The following is a 19,923-nucleotide window of genomic DNA, read 5'->3' as shown; positions in this document are numbered from 1 at the left end:
GCGGCGCCAGCGCGTGTCGGACTCTGGAGCATACGGCTGCACCCGGTGCAGGCAGGTACCAACATACGCAGAGAATGATGGGTTCCTGCTCGACGTGGCGGCCCTTGAACAGGTCGCTCTTGCTGGGACAATTACGCATGCCGGGCAGGGTTCACCATTCTAGCCCAGCCGCAGATTTGCGCCAGAGCTCGCTCGCGGCGTTCATCACCGGCCATGTGCACGATAACTGATACACTCGGGCGATCGAACACTACAAAAGAAACTATCATCGCCCTGATCCGGACGTAACGCTGCTGTTCGTTCCTTGAAATCGGTGGCGGACGTGCGCCCTCGCTGACACCTGAGGAGGTACATGAATCGGCCTGCACAACACCGTCAACGCTATCTCGCAGCGCGAACTGGACCGTTGTCCGGACTGGCTCCCGCGTGCGTTCGACGCACGTTTGACCAGCTCCGGAGAACCATCCCCCATGTTCCCTGCCCACGATGACTGGTGCCGTGCCACCGATAGCGTGCTGGAGAGCATACGCCGTGTCGGCTTCACGGACGTGCAAGTTGTGCGCTTCCACGGGCACGGGTACTTCAGGAAAATAGCAGGATTAGGTGTGATCGAGGACGCGTTCAGCCGGATTGCGATACGAAGCGGTTCCCACTGGTACACCCCGTATGCGTACCCGCTGGTGCCGCGCTGACCAAGGCAGGAGATGCTCGTGGATTCCGTCCGTGTTGGCTTGCTGATCGATGACCTGGTCATGCCGGCCTGGCAGTACCGTGTAATCGAACTCGTCTTGCGTGTGCCTGGCATCAGCACCGTCCTGGTGATCGCTGACGGTCGCAGGGAGCGTGGCGTGCGTGCCCCGCGCCAGGCATCCGGCAAGCGCCTCGGTCCGGGCAACGCCGGCTCGCTGCTGTTCGACATATGGAAAAAGGTGGACAAACGCGTGTTCATAATGGAAGCCGACGCGTTTCGGCAGGTAGATGCATCCCGCCTCCTCGACGGTATCCCATTGCTCCGGTCACACGCGGGGAGGGCGCCCGCGACCGGCAAACCTGTGTACGACGAAATCGCCCGCCACAGTCCAACGGTGTTGCTGCAGCTTGGCGCTACCGAACCGGCACCCGAGATCACGCGCATGGCGCCATGCGGCGTCTGGGCACTCCGGATCGGCGAGCATCCAGCATGCAGCGCGGAGGAGCAGGGACTCTCGGAGGTGCTACTGGACAGGCGCGTCGTCCCCGCGGTCGTCTATATGCGCAGGATGGTCGGCGGGACCCTGCACGAGGTGGGGATTTATCGTTCCTGGTCCGCCACCAATCGGCTATCGCTTTATCGGACTGTCAATCGCTGCTGCTGGAAAGGTGCGTCCTTTTTCCCACGCCTGTTGCGGCGGTTGGCACAAGTGGGGCCAGCCGCGTTTATTGCCGAGCACGTCGAGCGCAATCCCGACCAGGTACAGGCGCCGGCTAGCTGTCCTGCCTGGCAGCGTGACAACGTTCCTGTCGCTTTGCTGGGCAGTCTGTTGCGTCGTCTGCTGTCGGCTGGTGTGAGCCGGCTCTTGTTCAGGGAGCAGTGGTTCCTGCTGTATCGCTCTGGCGGAATGGCCTCGTTGCCATCGATCGTGCAGGGTCTCAAGCCGCTCATGCCGCCCAAAGACCGGTTCTGGGCGGACCCGTGCGTCGTCCGTTACCGCGGCAGGCGTGCAGTGTTCATCGAGGAGCTTGAATATGCAAAGAAAAACGGGCATATCTCCGTGATCGAGTTTGACAAAGACGGCACCCCCTCTCTTCCTCCAGTAAAAGTGCTCGAGAAACCGCATCATTTGTCATACCCATTCGTCTTCGAAGATGATGGCGAACTGTTCATGATTCCCGAAAGCCACCAGAGCAGGAGCGTAGAGATTTACCGTTGCACCCGGTTCCCTGATCAATGGGTGTGGGTCATGAACCTGATGGAGAACGTGATCGTCGTCGATCCGACTCTCTGGCGCCATAACGGCAAGTACTGGCTTTTTGTGAATATGATGGAGCAGGACGGCTGTTCGACTGTAGATGAGCTTTTTCTCTACTGGTCCGATTCCCTGCTGAGCACGCAATGGGTCGCGCATCCGGCCAATCCAATCGTCACAGACGCCCGGCGCGCACGCCCGGCCGGTAGAATCTTCGAGCACGACGGACACTGGTATCGCCCTTCGCAGGATTGCAGCGGCGCTTATGGCCGCGCCATTTGCGTCAACCGCATTGACATGATCAGTGAGCATGCGTATCGGGAAACTCCGCTGTGGTATATCGAACCGGACGGCGGAAAACGGGATTGTCGCGCTCATACGCTTGCGCTGTCCGACGACCTGATATGCGCCGATGCGATGACATTACGCTCAAAAATGGGATTGGTCCGGGCGCGCTTGCCGCCAGTGCTACGCGCGACCCCATTTCCTTGGCGCGAGTATTGAAAGCCGTCTAGACGGGTTCGACTCCCGTCCTCGCCTCCAAATTCTCCTGGTCAGGCAGTGTTTCGGCGCGGGGCCGGTCCGATTGGACACACGCCCTCGCGGAACAGCTTACTCAAGATCGCCGCTATTCAGCTGTACCAATCTTGTATTGACAAGATAATCATGGCAGGATATGCCATCCTGACATCGCGCCAGTGTGCGTGCGCATGTTCGAACCGGGTTTCGATATGCCAGACGAAAACGCCCCCTCCGATCACGACGAGATCCTTGACTGCAAGGTAAGCGAAGCCCGCTATCGCGCGGTATTCGAGCATTGCACCGACGCCATGCTCCTGACAAAGCCGGATGGGCGCATCCTGTCCGCCAACGCGGCCGCCTGCCAACTGTTCGGCTATACGACGGCGGAACTGCTGGCGTGCAATGTAAGCCAGCTGCTCGACAGCAGCGATCCCCACCTGGCGCCGGCGCTTGCGCGGCGCGCAAACGGCGGGGAGATGACGGCCGAGCTGCGCTTCGTGCGCCGTGGCGGCGAATGCTTCGACGCGCGCGTTGCCTCAAGACTGTTCACGGACGGCGGCGGCCAGCCAATGGCCAGCATGATCGTGCATGACATCAGCGACCGTAAACATGCTGAGGCGCGCTTACGCGAGAGCGAGCAGCGTTTCCGCCTGCTGTACGAGAATGCGCCGGTCGCCATCGGCCACGTCGACCTGGACGGCAACTGGACCTATGTCAATCACGCGTTCGCGGCGATCGCCGGCTACGCGCCGCAAGAACTGGTCGGCCGCAGCAATCTCGAGCTTGCCCCGCCCGACGAGCGCGAGCGCAGCCGCCAGTTCACCGATCAACTGCTGGCTGGCGCCATCGAAATCCAGCGCGACCGGCGTCTGCTGCGCAAGGACGGCAGCACGCGCTGGATCCGCATGACCGCGAAAATGCTGCGCGACGATGCCGGCCAGCCGCTGTACGGCATCGTTCTGTTCGTCGACATTACCGACGCCATGCGCGCGGAGGAAGCGCTGCGCCGGAGCGAGGAACGGTTTCGCACCACCTTCGAGCATGCGCCGCTCGGGATCGCCGAATGCGCCGCCGATGGCCGCTTCGTTGCCGCGAACAAGACCCTGCTGGCGATGCTCGGCTACACCATGGCCGAGCTGGAAAACCTGTCGAACCAGGACATTACTCATCCGGCCGACCAGGAGGCGGCAATCCAGAATTTCCACCGGCTGCTGACCGGCCAACAGGCGGTGACGGTCGCGGAGCAGCGCTACCTGCGCAAGGACCGCTCGCAATTGTGGGTGAACGTCACGATCTCGCTGCGCGGCAGCGGCGATGGCCCGCAGGTGCTTGCAATCGTCGAGGACGTCACTGCGCGCAAGAAGGCCGAGGAAGCCTTGCGCAGCGCCGTCGAGTATTCCTACCACTTGGCAAGCCACGACGCCCTGACCGGCCTGGCCAACCGCGTCAGTTTCAACGAACGCCTGAAGGACGCACTCAAGTACGCGCAGCGCGACCGGCATCTGGTGGCGGTGCACATGCTCGACCTTGACCGCTTCAAGTCGATCAATGACACCCTCGGCCACCACGCCGGCGATCTGCTGCTGAAGGAAGTCGCGCGGCGCCTCAAGTCCCACATCCGCGAAACCGACCTGGTTGCGCGTCTTGGCGGCGACGAGTTCGTGATCGTCCAGACCCACCTGGCCGAGGCGGCCGCTGCCGAAGTGTTGGCCGACAAAATCGTGGCGGAGCTGAGCCTTCCCTACCAGTTGGACGGCCAGGAAGTCTATAGCGGCACCAGCATGGGTATCGCCCTGTATCCGGATGATGCGTACGAGCCGGGCCAGCTCATGAAGCTGGCAGACCTGGCCTTGTACGAAGCCAAGAACCAGGGCCGCCTGAACTACCAGCTGTACCGCGCAGCGCTCGGCACGGCGGCCCAGGAAGCCAAACGGTTTGAACGTGAGCTGCAGCGTGCATTGCGCGAGGAGGAGCTATGCATGCACTACCAGCCGCAATACGATCTGGATAACGGCCGCATCGTCGGCATCGAGGCGCTGATCCGCTGGCGTCACCCGGACCGTGGTCTATTGACTGCCGCCGATTTCATTCAGGAGGTGGAAAATGCCAACCTGATGCTGCCGGTCGGAGAATGGGCGCTGCGCACCGCGTGTACGGCCCAGGCCGGCTGGGTGCGCGCGGGGCTCGTGGTACCGCTGACGCTCAATGTGTCGTCAAAACAAGTGCGCCATCCGCGCTTCCTGGCGATGTTGAATAAGATCCTGGAAGACACCGGACTGCCGGCCTCGCTGCTCCGCCTCGAAATGCGGGAAAGCGTGTTGCTGGACCCAAAATTCTCGGCCAACGCGCTGGGGGATATGCGCAAGCGCGGCGTGCGGCTGGGGCTGGACGATTTCGGCGCCGAGCTGGCAGCCCTGACTTCATTGCAAAAATTTCCGCTCGATATAGTCAAGCCGGGCCAGGAACTGGTGCGCCGCCTTTCGCGTGACGAAAATGACTCGGCCATCCTGTCAGCGCTGGTCGGGGTCGCGCGTGACGTGAACATCACGGTCTGCGCCGACGGTATTGAAACGACCGACCAGCTTGCAGCCGTCAAACACCTAGGCTTCACATGCGGCCAGGGCTATCTGCTCAGTCCGCCGCTGCCGGCGGCCGAAATGGATCACCTGGTGGCAGCCGAGCTGGCCGGCTGAGCCTCCGGGACCGGCCTCTCGAGATTCGGGCCATAGTCGTTTGGCTTGATGCGTTGTACGGTTAACGTTGGTCAAGCGCGAAGGATGCCACAGGGTCGCCACCAATTGCTTGAGAGCGATTTGCGTCGACGCAGGAATAAATTCCCCGCCGTATTGCCTCGCCATGTCGAATGCGAAACGGATCTTGGCGGACTCATTGGCCGGGAATAATGATAGGGGTGCTGGCACCAAGAATTGATGAAAGCCCGGGAGTATTAAATAATATTTGCCCCAATTTTTTTGCTTGAGAAGAATGGAGCATTAAAGTGATCGGTGGCGATTCCTGTCGATGCAATTAACATGGGCGGATCCGGCTGTAGCTGCCGCACAAGAAAAGCCAGCAAATTTATTGGTATATCCAGTTTAATAAAAATAATTTTGTCGCACTACGCGTCGCCGAGGAATAAGGTTAAACAGATAATTCTCGGGGAGGCAGAAATGAAATCTTCAACATACAAAGCAACATTTGTTATTGCAGCGGTCGCCATTGCAGCTGTCGGCATGCTACGCGACCCGGATGCGGCGAAAACAGATGAGGTGGGCGTCGCCCACACCGTGGGCAGCACGCCGGGCTACCAGTCCGTTGCGAACGTGCCAAAGTACGAGACCCTGAGCGCAGACAACCTGGCCAAGCTCAACGCGCCGTTGACCGAAACTGCTCCGACCTTCTAGCGGCAGGATCCTCCGATCCTGCATTTCTCGTGCTGATATCGCGTCAGCTGCCAGTGTCTGGAATAGTGCATGCAATACGCATAAAATATTGAGCTGCCGTTATTCCATCGGCCTGAGCGCCAGCTGGCAGAAGACGTAATTCATCGGCCACGAAGCGAAGCACCAAAGTAGACAATTCTCGGCGCTAAATGAAAGGAAAAGCAGGGCGAGCGCAACAAAGTACGCGGCGAGAAAGCCAAGGAGTGTGAGAATATCCGATACCGGGCTGTTCGAGCGGGTGAGCCCGGTGCACAGAAATTCGACGCAGATGGCCAGCATGATCGGTAAACCGAGCAGTGGCACGGACAGGAATATGGATATCGGCATCGCGCCGGCTTTTATTACTCGCATTGTTTTGATGCAGGCTACGTAAAGCGTTCATGCTACATGGTGCTGAGTGCCATATTTATATCGAATATCCACATACTTGTGACCTTACGAAAAATTAATGTTGTGATAATTGATGAGCGAAAGCACGTCGGCCCGGCGGACCGCGTCGTCGCGCCATCATCAATTCGGATTGTCGCGCTGCGCGAGCAGACGCGCAGAGACATCGAGTGACTTGCAAACTTGCTCGAGGCCTGTTCGCGGACGATCTGATCAAGGCCCGCGCAGCGCGCGATTGGATTGCCTCTCTTCTCCTCGGCACAAGTCGATCTTGCCCAACAGGCAAGGGAATGCGGTATGCTTGAGTTCGCTTAGCAAACCGCAATCATCCCGTCGAAGGAGCCGACTTGAAACGCCTGATCGCCAGTTTCGTTGCCATTGCCCTGATCGCATCCGATGCCTCGACCCTGGTCCTGGCGCAGGACTATTCGAAGTACAGTCAGGAGGCGCTGGACAAGGAGCTGGCCCGCACGGTGGCAGCCCGGCTTGGCGTGATGGTGCCGATGCGCGATGGCCTTGCGTTGTCGACCGATGTCTACACGCCGAAAAACGCGAAGGGTCCGCTCCCTACCATCTTCTGGAAGACGCCGTACAACGAGCACAAGCTGCGCGGCGGAACCCTGCGCTATGTCCTCGAATCGGTCAAGCGCGGCTATGTGTTCATCGTCCAGAACGAACGCGGGCGCTATTTTTCGCAGGGTAAATGGGAGATCCTCGGCCACCCGCAGACCGACGGCTACGACACCTTGAGCTGGATCGCGCAGCAAGCCTGGTCGAACGGCAAGGTCGGCACGCTCGGCTGCTCGTCCTCGGCCGAATGGCAACTGGCACTGGCCGCGATGAACCACCCGGCGCACGCGGCCATGGTGCCGATGTCGGCCGGCGCCGGTATCGGCAAAGTGGGGCGTTTTCAGGAGCAAGGCAACTGGTACACGGGCGGGGTACCGCGCAACCTGTTCTTTGTCTGGCTGTACGGCGTCGAGAACCCGCTGCGTGCGGAGCTGCCGGCCTCCCTGACCGACGAAACGCTGCGTGCCCGCATCGAGGCCTACAACGACCTGGATGCGACCAAGCCCAAGGTCGACTGGAACAAGCAGATCAAGCACCTGCCGGTCGACCAGATGCTGAGCTCGCTCGGCGAACCGCCGTCCACCTTCGAGCAATTTATCAAGCGCACGCCCGCCGATCCGGCCTGGCACCAGGGCGGCTTGTATCACGAAGGCATGGGCTGGGGCGTGCCCGCGCTCTGGTTCAACAGCTGGTACGACGTCTCGATCGGACCGAATCTCGAACTGTTCAATGCGGCGCGTGCGGCGAATACCGACAAGGAGGCCAGCGCGAACCAGTATGCGGTGGTGGCGCCGGTCCCGCATTGCCAGTACGCGCGTCTCGGACCCGACACGGTGGTCGGCGAACGCGCCATGGGCGACACCAGCTTCGACGTCGACGCTGCCGTCTACGGCTGGTTCGACCGCTGGCTGAAGGGCGAGCGCAAGGCCTTCCCGGCCGCCACGCCGCATGTGCGCTACTACATGATGGGTGCGAACCGCTGGCAAAGCGCGGCCCAGTGGCCGCCCGAGAACGCGCAGCCGATGCGGCTCTATCTGCGCTCGAAAGGGAACGCGAACACCCTGAACGGCGACGGCCGCCTGGCAGCCGAGGCGCCGCCGGCGGGCGAAGCGCCGGACCGCTATCGCTACGATCCGATGAATCCGGTGCAGACGATCGGCGGCGGCGATTGCTGCAACGGCGGCGTGGTAGTGCCGGGTGCCTTCGACCAGCGCCAGGTCGAGGCGCGTGGCGACGTGCTGGTCTACAGCAGCGATCCGCTCACCAGGCCGGTCGACGTGGCCGGCTTCGTCGACGCCGTGCTGAAGGTGTCGTCGAGCGCCAGGGATACGGACTTCGCGGTCAAGCTGGTCGACGTCGCGCCGGACGGCACGGCCTGGATCGTCGGCGACACGATCTTCCGCGCCCGCTACCGCAAGGGCTACGACAAGCCCGCCTTGATGACGCCGGGCGAGGTGGTGACCATCCACCCGACGCCGATCGCGACCGCCATCCAGTTCGGCGTGGGCCACCGCATCCGCGTCGAGGTGAGCTCGTCCAATTTCCCGAAATTCGTCCGCAACCTGAACACCGGGGGGCCGAACGAGAGTGAAAAGGAGGGCGTCGTCGCCGACAACGCCGTGTACCATGGCCCCGATGCGGCCAGCTATATCGAGTTGCCGGTGTTGCGCTAGCCACACTGCCGACATGCCGACATGCCGATCTCAGCTCAGCAGTTCGAGCCATCGGCGTCGTTGATGACGCTGGTTCCGGTATCGGGTGCGTACACGAGGCGGCAATTCGGATGTTGCGGATCGACGGCGATGACGCCGGCCACCCGGGTGTCGTAGTGATCCGCTAGCCCTGCGGCGATGAGGATGCCGGCGCTGGTCGGATAACCTGACTCGTTCATCTGCACGTTATCGAGGACGGTCGCCCTCGCCGGCGAACCGGCCAGCATCCACTTCATGTGATACACCTGCGCCGACTTGATCACGGCGTCGTGCGCCACTTCCATCTTGGCGACGCGCGCACTGCGCATCATGTCGACATAGCTCGGCAACGCAAGGGCCGACAGCGTGCCGACGATTGCGATCACAGCGGTGGTCTCCAGGAGCGTAAAACCGCCCTGGCGTTTCGACATGCGCATGACATCGCTCCGGACGAAAGGCAAGCGGGGCGCGAATGTGCGCTATCGCGCCCCGTGCGATAAGGAACATCAAAAGTCACTATTCCGATGCATTTTAGACAATTGTCGGGCTGGTCGGCGCGCGCTTGCCTGTCGCAGCTGGTGTTCTACATGCTGCGCCTGGGAACGCTCGGATTCGGCGGCCCGGTCGCGCTGGCGGCCCAGCTCGGCATCTACCTCGGATTCGTCCATTAATGCCTGAGGTGGGTGACGGCGGACCGTGGAGCAAGGAGACACCCGGGTACGCTCCGGGCTGGCCGGTGTCAATTTGGCGCTGTTCGTGATGCTTCATCACCCTAACTTGCGGCGGCTCCGCCGGCAAGCCGCGCAGCCGTGGTGATGCGGCCCTGCGTCATTGATGCCGATGGTAAAATACGGCCAGCAATCCAGGATGCACGAACAAAATCGCCGCCAGCCGGCGATTTTGCATTTCTGGTTCCCCTTTCGATAGCGAACACATCATGGATCAAGAGATCAAGACCATCAAACAAGCCGGCGCGCTCGTGCTGCAGGCCTTGCGCGCAGCGGCGCCTTTCTTCCTCAGCATCGAACTCTGGCTGATGGTCGGGGTGGCCTTTGCCACCGTCGCCGGTTTCTGGCTCGCCGTCCTGGGCAACGCCGGCTGCCTGCTCGCATTCAGCTTCGCGTTCGGCTACCTGGCCGCGCGCTCGGTGCTGCACATGAAGCGCATCCTCGCCTGGCCTTTCATTGCTTGAGCTGCCGCATGGCCCGCTTCTCCCGTAGAGCTACGATTGTCTTCGGCGAGGTAGCAAAGAGGTTATGCAGCGGCTTGCAAAGCCGCGTAGACAGGTTCGATTCCTGTCCTCGCCTTCAACACATCCCCTTTTGAATAGCCCACCGCCGCGTGGGCTATTTTTTATCCCGCGTCGATACCACTGACTATTCCAGTCCATGCCATGCCACGCGACGCGATTGCGCCCACCGTGCCGGGCCCGCTAAAGCGGCCGGCCGCTACGCTGGGCGCGCTGCCGTCCAGCGCTAAGTGATGCCCGCAATCGTGCTGGATAAGCCCATTCGTCAAATGTGTGCCTGCCGCGCACGAATGAGGCGGCGCAAAGCTGCGGGCTTCCGGGCTCGTAAGCTGGGAATCCTTATCCAGGATGAGTAGGAGACCAGCATGCCGCCAGTGCCCCGCATCAGCGTCCTGATGCCGAGCTTCGAGCAGGCGCATTTCCTGCCGCGCGCCCTGGCCAGCCTGCAGGCCCAGACGCTCGGCGAGTGGGAGGCGGTGATCGTCGACGACGGCTCGCGCGACGCCACCTGGCAGGCCGCCGCGCCCTTCCTCGAAGACGCCCGCATCCGCTACCTGCGCCTGCCGCACAACGAGGGGCTGGGCGGGCGCTGAATGTGGCGCTCGATCAGGCCGGCGCCAAGCTGGTGGCCTACTTGCCCAGCGACGACGTGATCTACCCCTGCCACCTGGAGCGGCTGGCGGGCGCGCTGGACGCGGCTCCAGGGGCCGTGCTGGCGTATGCGGGCGTGCGCCACCATTACAACCGCAGCGCACCGGGGGCGATCGCGGATGAAGCCGGGCAGGGCTGGCTGCAGCTAGTGCAGTGCATGCACCGGCGCGTCGACATGCGCTGGATCGAGCGCGCCGAACTCGAATCGGACGACCTGGACCGCCTGTTCTGGTCGCGCCTGCGCCTGCTCGGCGCCTTCGTCGGTACCGGCGAGCTCAGCTGCGAGTGGGTCGACCATCCGGCCCAGCGCCACAAGACCATGCGCGAGCCGATCGGCGGCATCAACCCGTTCCGCCAGCGTTACCGCGTGCGCACGCCGCTGCGCTACCATGCCAGTATCGGCAATGCGATCGACGAGGCGCGCCTGTACCGCCAGTTCCGCGAGCGGCCGCCCACGCCCGCCGCGCCGGATGGGCTGCGCATCCTGCTGGTGGGCGAACTCGCCTACAACGCCGAGCGCGTGCTGGCGCTGGAAGAGCAGGGGCATGCGCTGTACGGCCTGTGGATGCGCGAGCCCTGCTGGTTCAACACGGTCGGCCCGCTGCCTTTCGGCCACGTGCAGGATTTGCCGTGCGAGGACTGGCGCGCCGCCATCCGCGCGCTGCGCCCGGACCTCATCTACGCCCAGCTCAACTGGCAGGCGGTGCCCTTCGCGCACGAGGTCATGCGGGCCACGCCGGGCATCCCCTTCGTCTGGCATTTCAAGGAAGGTCCGTTCATCTGCCTGGAGAAGGGCAGCTGGCCCCAGCTGCTCGAGCTGTACCGCCATGCCGACGGCCAGATCTTCTGCAGCGCCGAGATGCGCGACTGGTTCGACACCGTCTGCCCCGGCCTGAGTGCCTCCACGCCCAGCCTGGTGCTGGATGGTGACCTGCCCAAGCGCGACTGGTTCGAGGCCGCCGCCTCGGCGCGGCTGGCGGATACGGACGGCGAGGTGCACACCGTGGTGCCCGGACGCCCGATCGGCCTGCACCCGCACACGCTGGAGGAGCTGGCCCGGCACGGCATCCACCTGCATTTCTACGGCGACTTCACCCAGGGCCAGTGGCGCGGCTGGATCGACCGGGTGCGGGCGCTGGCGCCGCGTCACCTGCACCTGCACGCGAACGTCGCGCAGGACCGCTGGGTCGAGGAATTCTCGCGCTACGACGCCGGCTGGCTGCACTGCTTCGCCAGCCGCAACGGCGGCGAACTGGCGCGCGCCGACTGGGACGACCTGAACCTGCCGGCGCGGATCGCCACGCTGGCGGCGGCCGGGCTGCCGATGATCCAGCGCGACAACCCGGGGGCGATCGTCGCCGCCCAGGGGCTCGTGCGGCGGCTCGATATCGGCCTGTTCTACGACGAAATCGAGGACCTGGCGGCCCAGCTGCGCGAGACGGCACGAGTGGACAGCCTGCGCGCCAACACGTGGCGCCAGCGCGAGCTATTCGCCTTCGATACCCACGTGCCGGCGCTGCTCGGCTTCTTCCGCGAGGTGATCAGCTAGGAGCGCCCGACAAATCCGCAGGGCAAGGGAGGCGGCCAGCCGACGCATCGCCGCAGCGGCGGACCGCCGCAACGCCGCCATGTGGGCTTTGTTAAGCGCTCAAGGTCCCCACAGCAGGTCGGCGCGCGGATAGCCCCATCCCGGCACCGGATGCGGGCAGGGCTTGCCGTCCGCTTCGGCCAGCGGCATGGTCGAGAAGTTGCGGCTGCCCGGTTCGCCCCAGCGAACGTCGGTGGCGACGCCGTCCGCCAGCGACGGCACACGCGCGAAGCGCAGCCAGGCGTTCACGCGGCAGTTGCCGGCGGCCTGGGCACGCAGGACCGCCAGCGGCTGGCGATCCTCGGCCTGCCACGCGATCTGCGGCGGGGCATCCTCGAGCGCTGGCCCGGCGACGCGCGCCGGGCAGTGCGACACGGGGAGGATGCCGGGCGCGACGCTCAGCAAGCCACGCCGCAGGTGGACGCTGCCGGCGCCGTGTTCTCCGGTGCGCGCCACGGCGGCGAACGACCAGCACAGCGGATTGGCGGGATAGGCCGACAGCGCCGTGTCCAGCAGGCGCTCGCCCGCGTCGATGCGATGCAGTTCCGCCGCGACGATGGCGCGCGCCTGCTGCAGGGCAAGGGCCTGCAGGCCGACGAAGGCGAGCGAAGCGGCCAGCCCGGCCGTGAGCGCCGTGCGTCCGCGTTCGGAGCGGGTTTCGCCATGGTGTTCATCGTTGCGGTGCTGGATCCAGGCCAGCAGCAAGCCGAGCCCCAGCAGTCCGGCCAGCGAAGCCCAGTGCAGGAAGCCGAGCAGCGCCGCGCCGAGCGGTACCAGGGCGATCACGGCCAGCCACAGCCAGCGCAGCGGTCGGCTGCGCACCATGGCTGCCAGCGGCACCCCGAAGCCGATCCAGAATACCGGTTCGACGATGAACACCAGGTCGCCGTAAAACCAGTTCGGGTCGAATGGCCAAAACGGATGCACGCCGTAGACGTTCAGGCTGTCCATGCCGATGTGCAGCAGCAGGCCCGCAGCGGCTGCCAGCAGGGCGCCGCGCCGTGCGGTCGGGCTCTCGCGCAACAGGCGCCGCGCTGCCGGCCACAGCAGCCAAACCAGGGCCAGCAGCAGGGCAGCTTCGCCGATCGCGGCCAGCAGCGTGTGTGTGTGGCCGCGGTGGTGCAGCAGATAGCCCAGCGGCGGCTCCAGCAGGCCCGTGAGAACCAGGTCGAGGTCGGGGAAATTGCTGGCCAGGCAGCCGATGAAGAGCAGCATGCGGGAGCGCAGGCGGCGGCTGTCCGGGTCCGGCTCGGCGGGGAGGGTGCGGTCGATCAGGGCGCCGACCCCGAGGCCGACGACGGAGTGGGTGAGGTTGTCCATCCTGCAATCTTACCCTGATTGCAAGTTGGGTAGGATGCGGTTCAGGCCGGCGGCAGGGCCAGCACGCCGGCGTAGCCTTCCGGCAGGGTCAAGGGCAGGCAGCGGCAGGCGTCCAGCGCATGGTCGCCGTCTGCGCTCCATTCCACCAGCTCGCGGCCCAGGTATTTCAGGCGCGCCTCGCGTTCGCTCCAGGCGCGCGCGAAGGCGGCCGGGCGCTCGTCCGGCGGCAGCGCGGCCAGCGCCGCGGCGGTGTCGGGGCCGAGGTAGTCGCGCGCGACCGGTTCCCAATCCGGAAAGGCAGCCGGGTCGGCGATCTGCGTGACATCGATGCCGACCGGACCGTGCAGGGAGATCGCGGCGACCGACAGCGCGCCGTCGTGGCTGATGGCGAGCCAGGTGCGGCGCGGGCCGTCGGGGAAGCCGAGCTCGGCCCATGGGACCTTGCCGCGCAGCGTGTGCACGATGATCCGCTGCGGCGACAGGCCGCTCAGCAGCAGGAGTTCGGCCGCGATGGCCTCGCGGATCGCGCGGCGTGCCAGGTCGCGGTCGGCCTGGTCCTGGATGCCGATGACGACCAGTTCGCCGCCGCCTTCGAAATTTGCAACTAACCGACGAAAGGTGGCCGGAGCATCAAACCCCAGGCCATCAGGCGCGGCCGGGGCGGCCACGCCGCCGTCCAGCCGGCGCCACTGGACCGGAACGGCGGCGGGAAGCGAGGCGCCGGCCATCATCTTCAGGCCCGCTGCGGCGCCGCCGGCAAGCCGTTCCAGGCGGTCGCCGCGGGAATGTGCTCGCCCTTCATCACCAGGGTCAACGGGCCGATGCGGGCGTTGTCGCCGACCCTGGCGCTGTACAGCACCGCGCTGCGCGGTCCGATGTAGACCTTGCTGCCGATGTCGACCCGGTCGATCTTCATCACGCGGTCTTCGAACAGGTGGGTCTGCGGGCAGGACAGGGCGTTCAGTTCGCTGTGGTCGCCGATATGCACGCAGTCGAATTCCGTGATGTCGGTGGTGTCCATGTAGACGCCCTTGCCGATCCGGCAGCCGAGCAGGTTGAAGGCCAGCGGCAGCCACGGCGTGCCGCGCAGGTAGCGCATGAAATTGGGCACGGCGATACCCTCGTACATATTGGTCACGCCTTCGGACAGCCAGACGAAGGGCGTCCACATCGGTTCCGCGCGCTTCTGGTAGCGGCCCAGCAGCAGCCATTTGAAGGCCAGCACGAACAGATAGTTCCCGATGCCGAAGGCCAGGCCGACCAGGGCCAGGTCCCAGATCACTTCGCCCCAGCGGCCGGCGCCGGCCAGCGGCATCAGGTCCAGCACCACGGTGTAGCCGACCGCGATCACCACCGCGTGCGGCGCGACGATGCGGAAAGCCTCCACCAGGGTACGCCCGAGGCGCCGCGCCATCGACGGCCGGTAGGTCAGGTGTTCCGGATAGCCGCTGACCTGCTCGCGCGCCGGCAGGTGGATCGGCGGCGAGCCGAGCCAGGTATCGCCGCCCGTCATGCGCTCGTTGGACGGGGCGTGGGTGTGCACGCCCACCAGCACGCCTTCCGGCAGCACGGTGCCGTCGGGGATGTAGCTGCCGTTGCCCACGAAAGAACGGTTCGAGACCACGGTCGGCTCCATCGTCATCCAGCCGCCGTCGATCTGCTCGTCGCCCAGCATCACGGCGTCGGCGATGAAGGTCTCGTCGCCGAGGGTCAGCATGTCGGGCACCACGCCCAGCGCCGTCGAGATCTCGGCGTCGCGTCCCACCTTGGCGCCCAGCAGGCGGTACCAGAAGGGCGCGAACACGGTCGCGTAGATGCCGTGCAGGACGTTCAGGCTCGATTCCTGGATGTGGCTGACCAGCCACTTCTTGCAGTAGGCGTTGCTGTGCACGGCCGAGCGGCCGGGTTGCATGCGCGGCAGGAAGCCCCAGCGGATCCCCGCCGACACGATCATGGTCAGGAAGATCAGCACCGCGCTGGCCGGCAGGGCCAGCACGAAGTAGCGGATCAGCTGGCCCTGGATGGTGTTGGCCTGCATCCAGGCCAGCGTGCCGCGCTCGTCGAACCAGTCGATCAGCACGAAGCTGGGGAACACCGGCATGAAGAACAGGGTCGCCACCAGCAGGATGCCGAACACGAAGAACAGGGCCTCGCCCGCCAGGCGCGGGCGCGAGACGCGCGGCCGCGGCGGCAGGGTGGACGGATCGAAGGCACCGGCGTCGCGCGCGGGCGAGCCGCCCCACACGCGGCCGTCGGGAACCGCCGCGCCATCCGCCAGCGCCGACTGGCCTTCCAGGTGGCCGCGCCGGCCGACACGGGTGTTTCCTTCCAGGACCGCGTAGGATGAGACGCAGGCGTCGTCTTCCAGGGCGATCCGGCCCAGCAGCAGGCGTCCGCGCTCGACCCGCGCGTTCTCGAAGTTCACGCCATTGCCGATGCTGACGTTGTCGCCGATCTCCAGCAGGTCGGGCGAGCGCAGGGTCATCGAGCCGATCACGACGTCCTTGCCGACCTTCGCGCCCAGCATCCGCAGCCACCAGCCGTACAGCGAGGAGCCGGCCAGCAGGTAGGTCGGTGCGGCTTCGACCAGGCGGTCGGCCAGCCACCAGCGGTAATAGGTCACGCCCCACAGCGGATAGCTGCCGGGTTGGAGTCTCCCCGCGACCAGCCACTTGCCGGCAGCGGCGAACGCGAATTCCATGACGGTGGCGAGCAAGAACACGCCGATCGAGGCCGCGACTGCGCGCGGCAGCGAGTCGCCCGGGTCGCCGGTCATGAAGTGGTAGGTGAAGAAGGGCGCCAGCCACTGCGCCATGCGCAGGGTCACCAGCACCGGCACTGCAGCCAGCTGGGCCAGGCCGCACAGCCAGCGCCGGCCGGCCGGAGGTGGTGTCCAGTCCTGTTCGACGTGGGCGGTGCCGGCCGCCTGGTCGAGGCTGGAGGCGATCGCGCCGATCTGGCGGTGCTGGTAAATGTCGCGCACCGTCACGTGGGCGAAGGCGGGATCCTTGCGCAGGGCCGTGGCCAGGCGCGCGGCGAAGAAGGAGTGGCCACCCAGGTCGCTGAAGAAATCCAGCTCGCGGCGGATCGGCTGGCCGGGGAACAGCTGGGCGAGGGCGGCGAACAGGGCTTCCTCGGCCGGGGTCTCGGCCACGTCGGAGTCGAAGGCCTCGCTCGGCAGCGGCGCGCTGAGGGCCATCGCCTTCAGGGCCTTGCGGTCGATCTTGCCCGAGGTCAGGCGCGGCATCACGGTCAGGATCTCGAAGCGGCTCGGCACCATGTAGGGCGGCAGGCGGCCGGCCAGGGCCTTGCGGAGCGTGGCGGCGGCCAGCTGCCCGGCGGTGGCGCCCAGCGCCGGCACCAGGTAGGCCACCAGGCGGTCGATGCCGTCGTCGCGGCGCAAGAGCACCGCGGTGGTGCCGATGCCGTCCTGCTGCGCCAGCACGGCTTCGATCTCGCCCAGCTCGACGCGGAAACCGCGGATCTTGACCTGGTCGTCGGTGCGGCCCAGGCAGACCACCTGGCCGTCCGGCTCGATGCGCGCCAGGTCGCCGGTGCGGTACAGGCGCGCGTCGTCGGTGCCCGAGGCCCAGGGGTTCGGCTGGAATTTTTCGGCGGTGAGGTCGGAGCGGCCGAGGTAGCCGCTCGACAGGCCCGGACCGATGATGCACAGCTCGCCGGTGTCGCCGCGCGGCAGGATCTGCAGGCCTTTGTCAAGGTCCGTCGAGATGACCAGCAGGCCGTAGTTCGGCAGCGGATTGCCGATCGTGATCAGCTTGCCGGGTTCGAGGCGCGCCAGGCTGGCCGACACCGTGGCTTCGGTCGGGCCATAGGTGTTGAACATCTGGCGGCCGGGCTTCGAAAAGCGCTCGACCACGGTTTCCGGGCACATCTCGCCGCCCAGGTTGATGATGCGCAGGCTCGGCACGTCCTCGGCGAACAGCGCGAGCAGGGTCGGCACCGCGTGCAGTACCGTGACGCCGTTTTCTCCCAGCAGGCGCGGCAGCGCTTCCGGGTCGCCGGCCGTTTCCTTGGGGCCGAGCCAGAGGGTGGCGCCGACCAGGTAGGAAATCCAGATTTCTTCGAAGGACATGTCGAAGGCGACCGAGAAGCCTTGGTAGACGGTATCGTCGGCCCGCACCCCCAGTACCTCGTTCTCGCTGCGCAGGAAGTGGCAGATGCTGCGCTGGTCGATCAGGATGCCTTTCGGCTTGCCGGTCGAGCCGGAGGTGTAGATGACGTAGGCGGGCGCGTTGCCCGGGACCTTGCCGCGGCGCTTCGGTTCATAGCCGGCCGGCGCCGGCGCCAGCAGGCTTTCCGCGGTATGGATCGGACGGTCCACCCCATGCAGGCGCTCGCCCATGCGTTCGCTGCTGACCAGGGCCGGCGAGCCGGCGTCCTCCATGCAGACCAGCAGGCGCTCGACCGGGGTGTCTTCGTCGACCGGCAGCCAGGCGGCACCGGCCTTGGCGATGGCGGCCTGCATGATCAGCAGGTCGATTCCGCGCGGCATCCAAAGGCCGACGATGTCGCCGGGCCGGATGCCGGCCTCGATCAGGCGCGAGCCGGCCAGGCTGGCCAGGTCGTCGAGTTCGCGGTAGCTGAGCCGGCGCTCGCCGGCGATCAGGGCGGTCTGCCCGGGCGCGCGGCGGGCGCTCGCTTCCAGCAGGTCGGCCAGGATTTCGTCGCGCAGCAGCTCGGGCTGGTGCGGGCCATACAGCACATCGGGATGCCGTGTCAGGGAGGAAATATCGTTCATCAACGGCGGCAGATGAGGGCAAACATAAACTTAAACAAGCACATGAGTACAGCGTACATCATTTTGGGCTTACCCAGCGGTGCGACTCCTTTTTTGATGTACATCAAGGACGATTATTGATGTAGATCTATAAAATCGGCCCGAAAAATATTGCATTAAGGAAATAAGGAGCTCCGCAGTGCGCACCAACCTACCGGTCACCGGCATCGAATACACCCTCCAGGATGGCCAGTCCATCGTCTCCAAAACCGACACCAAGGGCCGCATCACCTACGTCAACCCGACCTTCGTCGAGGTCAGCGGCTTCGAACTCGATGAGCTGATCGGCAAGGCCCACAATGTCGTGCGGCATCCGGACATGCCGCCCGAGGCCTTCGCCGACCTCTGGCAAACGCTGAAAGCCGGCCTGCCGTGGACCGGCATGGTAAAGAATCGCCGCAAGAACGGCGATTTCTACTGGGTGGTCGCGAACGTGGTGCCGATCAAGGAGAACGGCGCGACGGTCGGTTACATGTCGGTACGCACCCGCCCGGACCGCGAGCAGGTGAAGCACGCCGACGCCCTGTACCGGCGTTTCCGCGAAGGGAGGGCGGCCGGGCTGGCGATCCGCCGTGGCGCCGTCGCCAAAACCGGCTGGCGGGCCTGCCTGTCGGCGCTGCGCAGCGTGCCGCTGGGCCGGCGCCTGGGCCTGATGCTGGGTGCCCAGGCGGTCCTGCTGGCCGGGCTGGCCGCCGCCGTCGACGGCGCGTTGTGGCGTGTGGCGGCCGGCACCGGCGCCATTCTCACGCTGCTGGCGTGGGCCGAACTGCAGCGTTCCATCGTCGGCCCGCTGGGACAGGCCCAGGACGCGGTCCACGCCCTGGCCGGCGGCGACCTCTCGCATATGCCGCCGCAAGGCCGCGACGACGAGGTCGGCCGCCTGCTGCTGGCGCTGCGCCAGCTGAACCTCAACCTGACCGCCATCGTCGGCGACGTGCGCACCAACGTCGCCTCCATCGAAGCGGCCACGCGCGGCATCGCGGCCGGCAACCAGGAGCTTGCACGCCGCACCGAATCCCAGGCTGCCAGCCTCGAACAGACCGCGGCCAGCCTGGCCCAGGTCGCGGCGGCGGCCGGCAACAACACCGACAGCGCGGTGCGCGCCGACGGCCTGGTGGGCGCGGCGTCGAGCGTGGCCGACCGCGGCGGTGCGGCGGTCCGGCAGGTGGGAGCGACGATGGTCCAGATCAGCGGCTCGGCCACCAGGATCGTCGACATCATCGGCCTGATCGACGGCATCGCCTTCCAGACGAATATCCTGGCGCTGAACGCGGCGGTCGAGGCGGCCCGCGCCGGCGAGCAGGGACGCGGCTTCGCGGTGGTGGCCGGCGAGGTGCGCTCGCTGGCCCAGCGCTCGGCCGGCGCGGCCAAGGAAATCAAGCTGCTGATCGAAGACTCGGTCGAGAAGGTCGGCCAGGGCAACGAACTGGTCGGCGTCGCCGGCCAGACCATGCGCGAAGTGGTCGCCTCGGTGCAGGAAGCCGCCCGCATCATGCATGGCATCACCGACGCCTCGCGCGAGCAGCACGGCGGCATCGGCCAGGTCAACGCCGCCATGCGCGCGCTGGACGGCATCACGCGCGAGAACGCCGCCCTGGTCGAGGAAGCGGCCGCGGCCTCAAGCAGCGTGGCCGAACAGGCCAGCCATTTGTCGCAGGCGCTGTCGGTGTTCAAGGTCTAGTTCAGCCTGCTCCGCAATTTTTGATGCAGGTCAAGGATTTTGCTGATGTGGATCAATAGACTTCTCGCATAGAGTCA

14 protein-coding genes and 1 tRNA gene are annotated in these 19,923 nt (G+C 65.5%); 10 read left to right on the top strand and 5 right to left on the bottom strand.

The genetic code is table 11. The features are described from left to right. Positions 1 to 710: 710 nt before the first annotated feature. From ACI48D_RS21380 to ACI48D_RS21370, 3 genes are all read left to right on the top strand, one after another. Positions 711 to 2,450, top strand: a complete 1,740-nt coding sequence (locus tag ACI48D_RS21380; RefSeq protein WP_435573267.1) for a glucosamine inositolphosphorylceramide transferase family protein — start codon at positions 711 to 713, stop codon at positions 2,448 to 2,450. A gap of 227 nt (positions 2,451 to 2,677) precedes the next feature. Beyond that, on the top strand, positions 2,678 to 5,161 hold the full coding sequence (locus ACI48D_RS21375) for a sensor domain-containing protein (RefSeq protein ID WP_435573266.1): 2,484 nt from the start codon (positions 2,678 to 2,680) through the stop codon (positions 5,159 to 5,161). 477 nt (positions 5,162 to 5,638) lie between these two features. Continuing rightward, a complete protein-coding gene (locus tag ACI48D_RS21370; RefSeq protein WP_435573265.1) occupies positions 5,639 to 5,872 on the top strand; it encodes a hypothetical protein in 234 nt (77 codons plus the stop codon). A 99-nt stretch (positions 5,873 to 5,971) separates the two neighbouring features. Here ACI48D_RS21370 and ACI48D_RS21365 read toward each other — a convergent pair whose 3' ends face one another. Continuing rightward, the gene (locus ACI48D_RS21365) at positions 5,972 to 6,262 is read right to left on the bottom strand and encodes a hypothetical protein (protein ID WP_435573264.1); all 291 of its coding nucleotides are present in this window, start codon (positions 6,260 to 6,262) and stop codon (positions 5,972 to 5,974) included. Positions 6,263 to 6,645: 383 nt separating this feature from the next. Here ACI48D_RS21365 and ACI48D_RS21360 point away from each other — a divergent pair, with 383 nt between their 5' ends. Continuing rightward, entirely contained in the window at positions 6,646 to 8,541 is a 1,896-nt protein-coding gene (locus ACI48D_RS21360; protein ID WP_435573263.1) for a CocE/NonD family hydrolase, read from the top strand. Positions 8,542 to 8,576: 35 nt separating this feature from the next. Here ACI48D_RS21360 and ACI48D_RS21355 read toward each other — a convergent pair whose 3' ends face one another. Further along, a complete protein-coding gene (locus ACI48D_RS21355) occupies positions 8,577 to 8,996 on the bottom strand; it encodes a prepilin-type N-terminal cleavage/methylation domain-containing protein (protein WP_435573262.1) in 420 nt (139 codons plus the stop codon). 87 nt (positions 8,997 to 9,083) lie between these two features. On the opposite strand from ACI48D_RS21355, the gene ACI48D_RS21350 reads away from it, so the two are divergent. The 5 genes from ACI48D_RS21350 (at position 9,084) to ACI48D_RS21330 (ending at position 12,008) form a co-directional block, all read left to right on the top strand. After that, positions 9,084 to 9,230, top strand: coding sequence for a hypothetical protein (locus ACI48D_RS21350; protein ID WP_435573288.1), 147 nt, complete (start codon positions 9,084 to 9,086; stop codon positions 9,228 to 9,230). 266 nt (positions 9,231 to 9,496) lie between these two features. Next, positions 9,497 to 9,751, top strand: a complete 255-nt coding sequence (locus tag ACI48D_RS21345; protein WP_435573261.1) for a hypothetical protein — start codon at positions 9,497 to 9,499, stop codon at positions 9,749 to 9,751. 44 nt (positions 9,752 to 9,795) lie between these two features. After that, positions 9,796 to 9,866, top strand: a tRNA-Cys gene (locus ACI48D_RS21340). Between the two features lie 307 nt (positions 9,867 to 10,173). After that, positions 10,174 to 10,401 (top strand): glycosyltransferase family 2 protein, encoded by a 228-nt coding sequence (locus tag ACI48D_RS21335; protein WP_435573260.1) that lies wholly within the window; start codon positions 10,174 to 10,176, stop codon positions 10,399 to 10,401. A gap of 2 nt (positions 10,402 to 10,403) precedes the next feature. Then, positions 10,404 to 12,008, top strand: a complete 1,605-nt coding sequence (locus ACI48D_RS21330; RefSeq protein WP_435573259.1) for a glycosyltransferase family 2 protein — start codon at positions 10,404 to 10,406, stop codon at positions 12,006 to 12,008. 99 nt (positions 12,009 to 12,107) lie between these two features. Here ACI48D_RS21330 and ACI48D_RS21325 read toward each other — a convergent pair whose 3' ends face one another. The 3 genes from ACI48D_RS21325 to ACI48D_RS21315 are packed head-to-tail and all read right to left on the bottom strand — an operon-like array spanning position 12,108 to position 18,126. Continuing rightward, complete coding sequence (locus ACI48D_RS21325) at positions 12,108 to 13,367, bottom strand: metal-dependent hydrolase (protein WP_435573258.1); 1,260 nt, start codon at positions 13,365 to 13,367, stop codon at positions 12,108 to 12,110. A gap of 41 nt (positions 13,368 to 13,408) precedes the next feature. Next, positions 13,409 to 14,098: a 4'-phosphopantetheinyl transferase superfamily protein gene (locus tag ACI48D_RS21320; protein WP_435573257.1), complete on the bottom strand. Its 690-nt coding sequence runs from the start codon at positions 14,096 to 14,098 to the stop codon at positions 13,409 to 13,411. A 2-nt stretch (positions 14,099 to 14,100) separates the two neighbouring features. Then, a complete protein-coding gene (locus ACI48D_RS21315; RefSeq protein ID WP_435573256.1) occupies positions 14,101 to 18,126 on the bottom strand; it encodes a Pls/PosA family non-ribosomal peptide synthetase in 4,026 nt (1,341 codons plus the stop codon). A 178-nt stretch (positions 18,127 to 18,304) separates the two neighbouring features. Between ACI48D_RS21315 and ACI48D_RS21310 the strand changes: the two genes are divergently transcribed. Beyond that, positions 18,305 to 19,846, top strand: coding sequence for a methyl-accepting chemotaxis protein (locus ACI48D_RS21310; RefSeq protein ID WP_435573255.1), 1,542 nt, complete (start codon positions 18,305 to 18,307; stop codon positions 19,844 to 19,846). The last annotated feature ends 77 nt before the right edge of the window (positions 19,847 to 19,923 follow it).

It is taken from the genome of Massilia sp. LXY-6, assembly GCF_051233485.1.
Taxonomy (GTDB): Bacteria; Pseudomonadota; Gammaproteobacteria; order Burkholderiales; family Burkholderiaceae_D; genus Telluria.
Note: the sequence above shows the minus strand (reverse complement) of the source record. Positions and strands in the feature narration are given on the sequence as shown.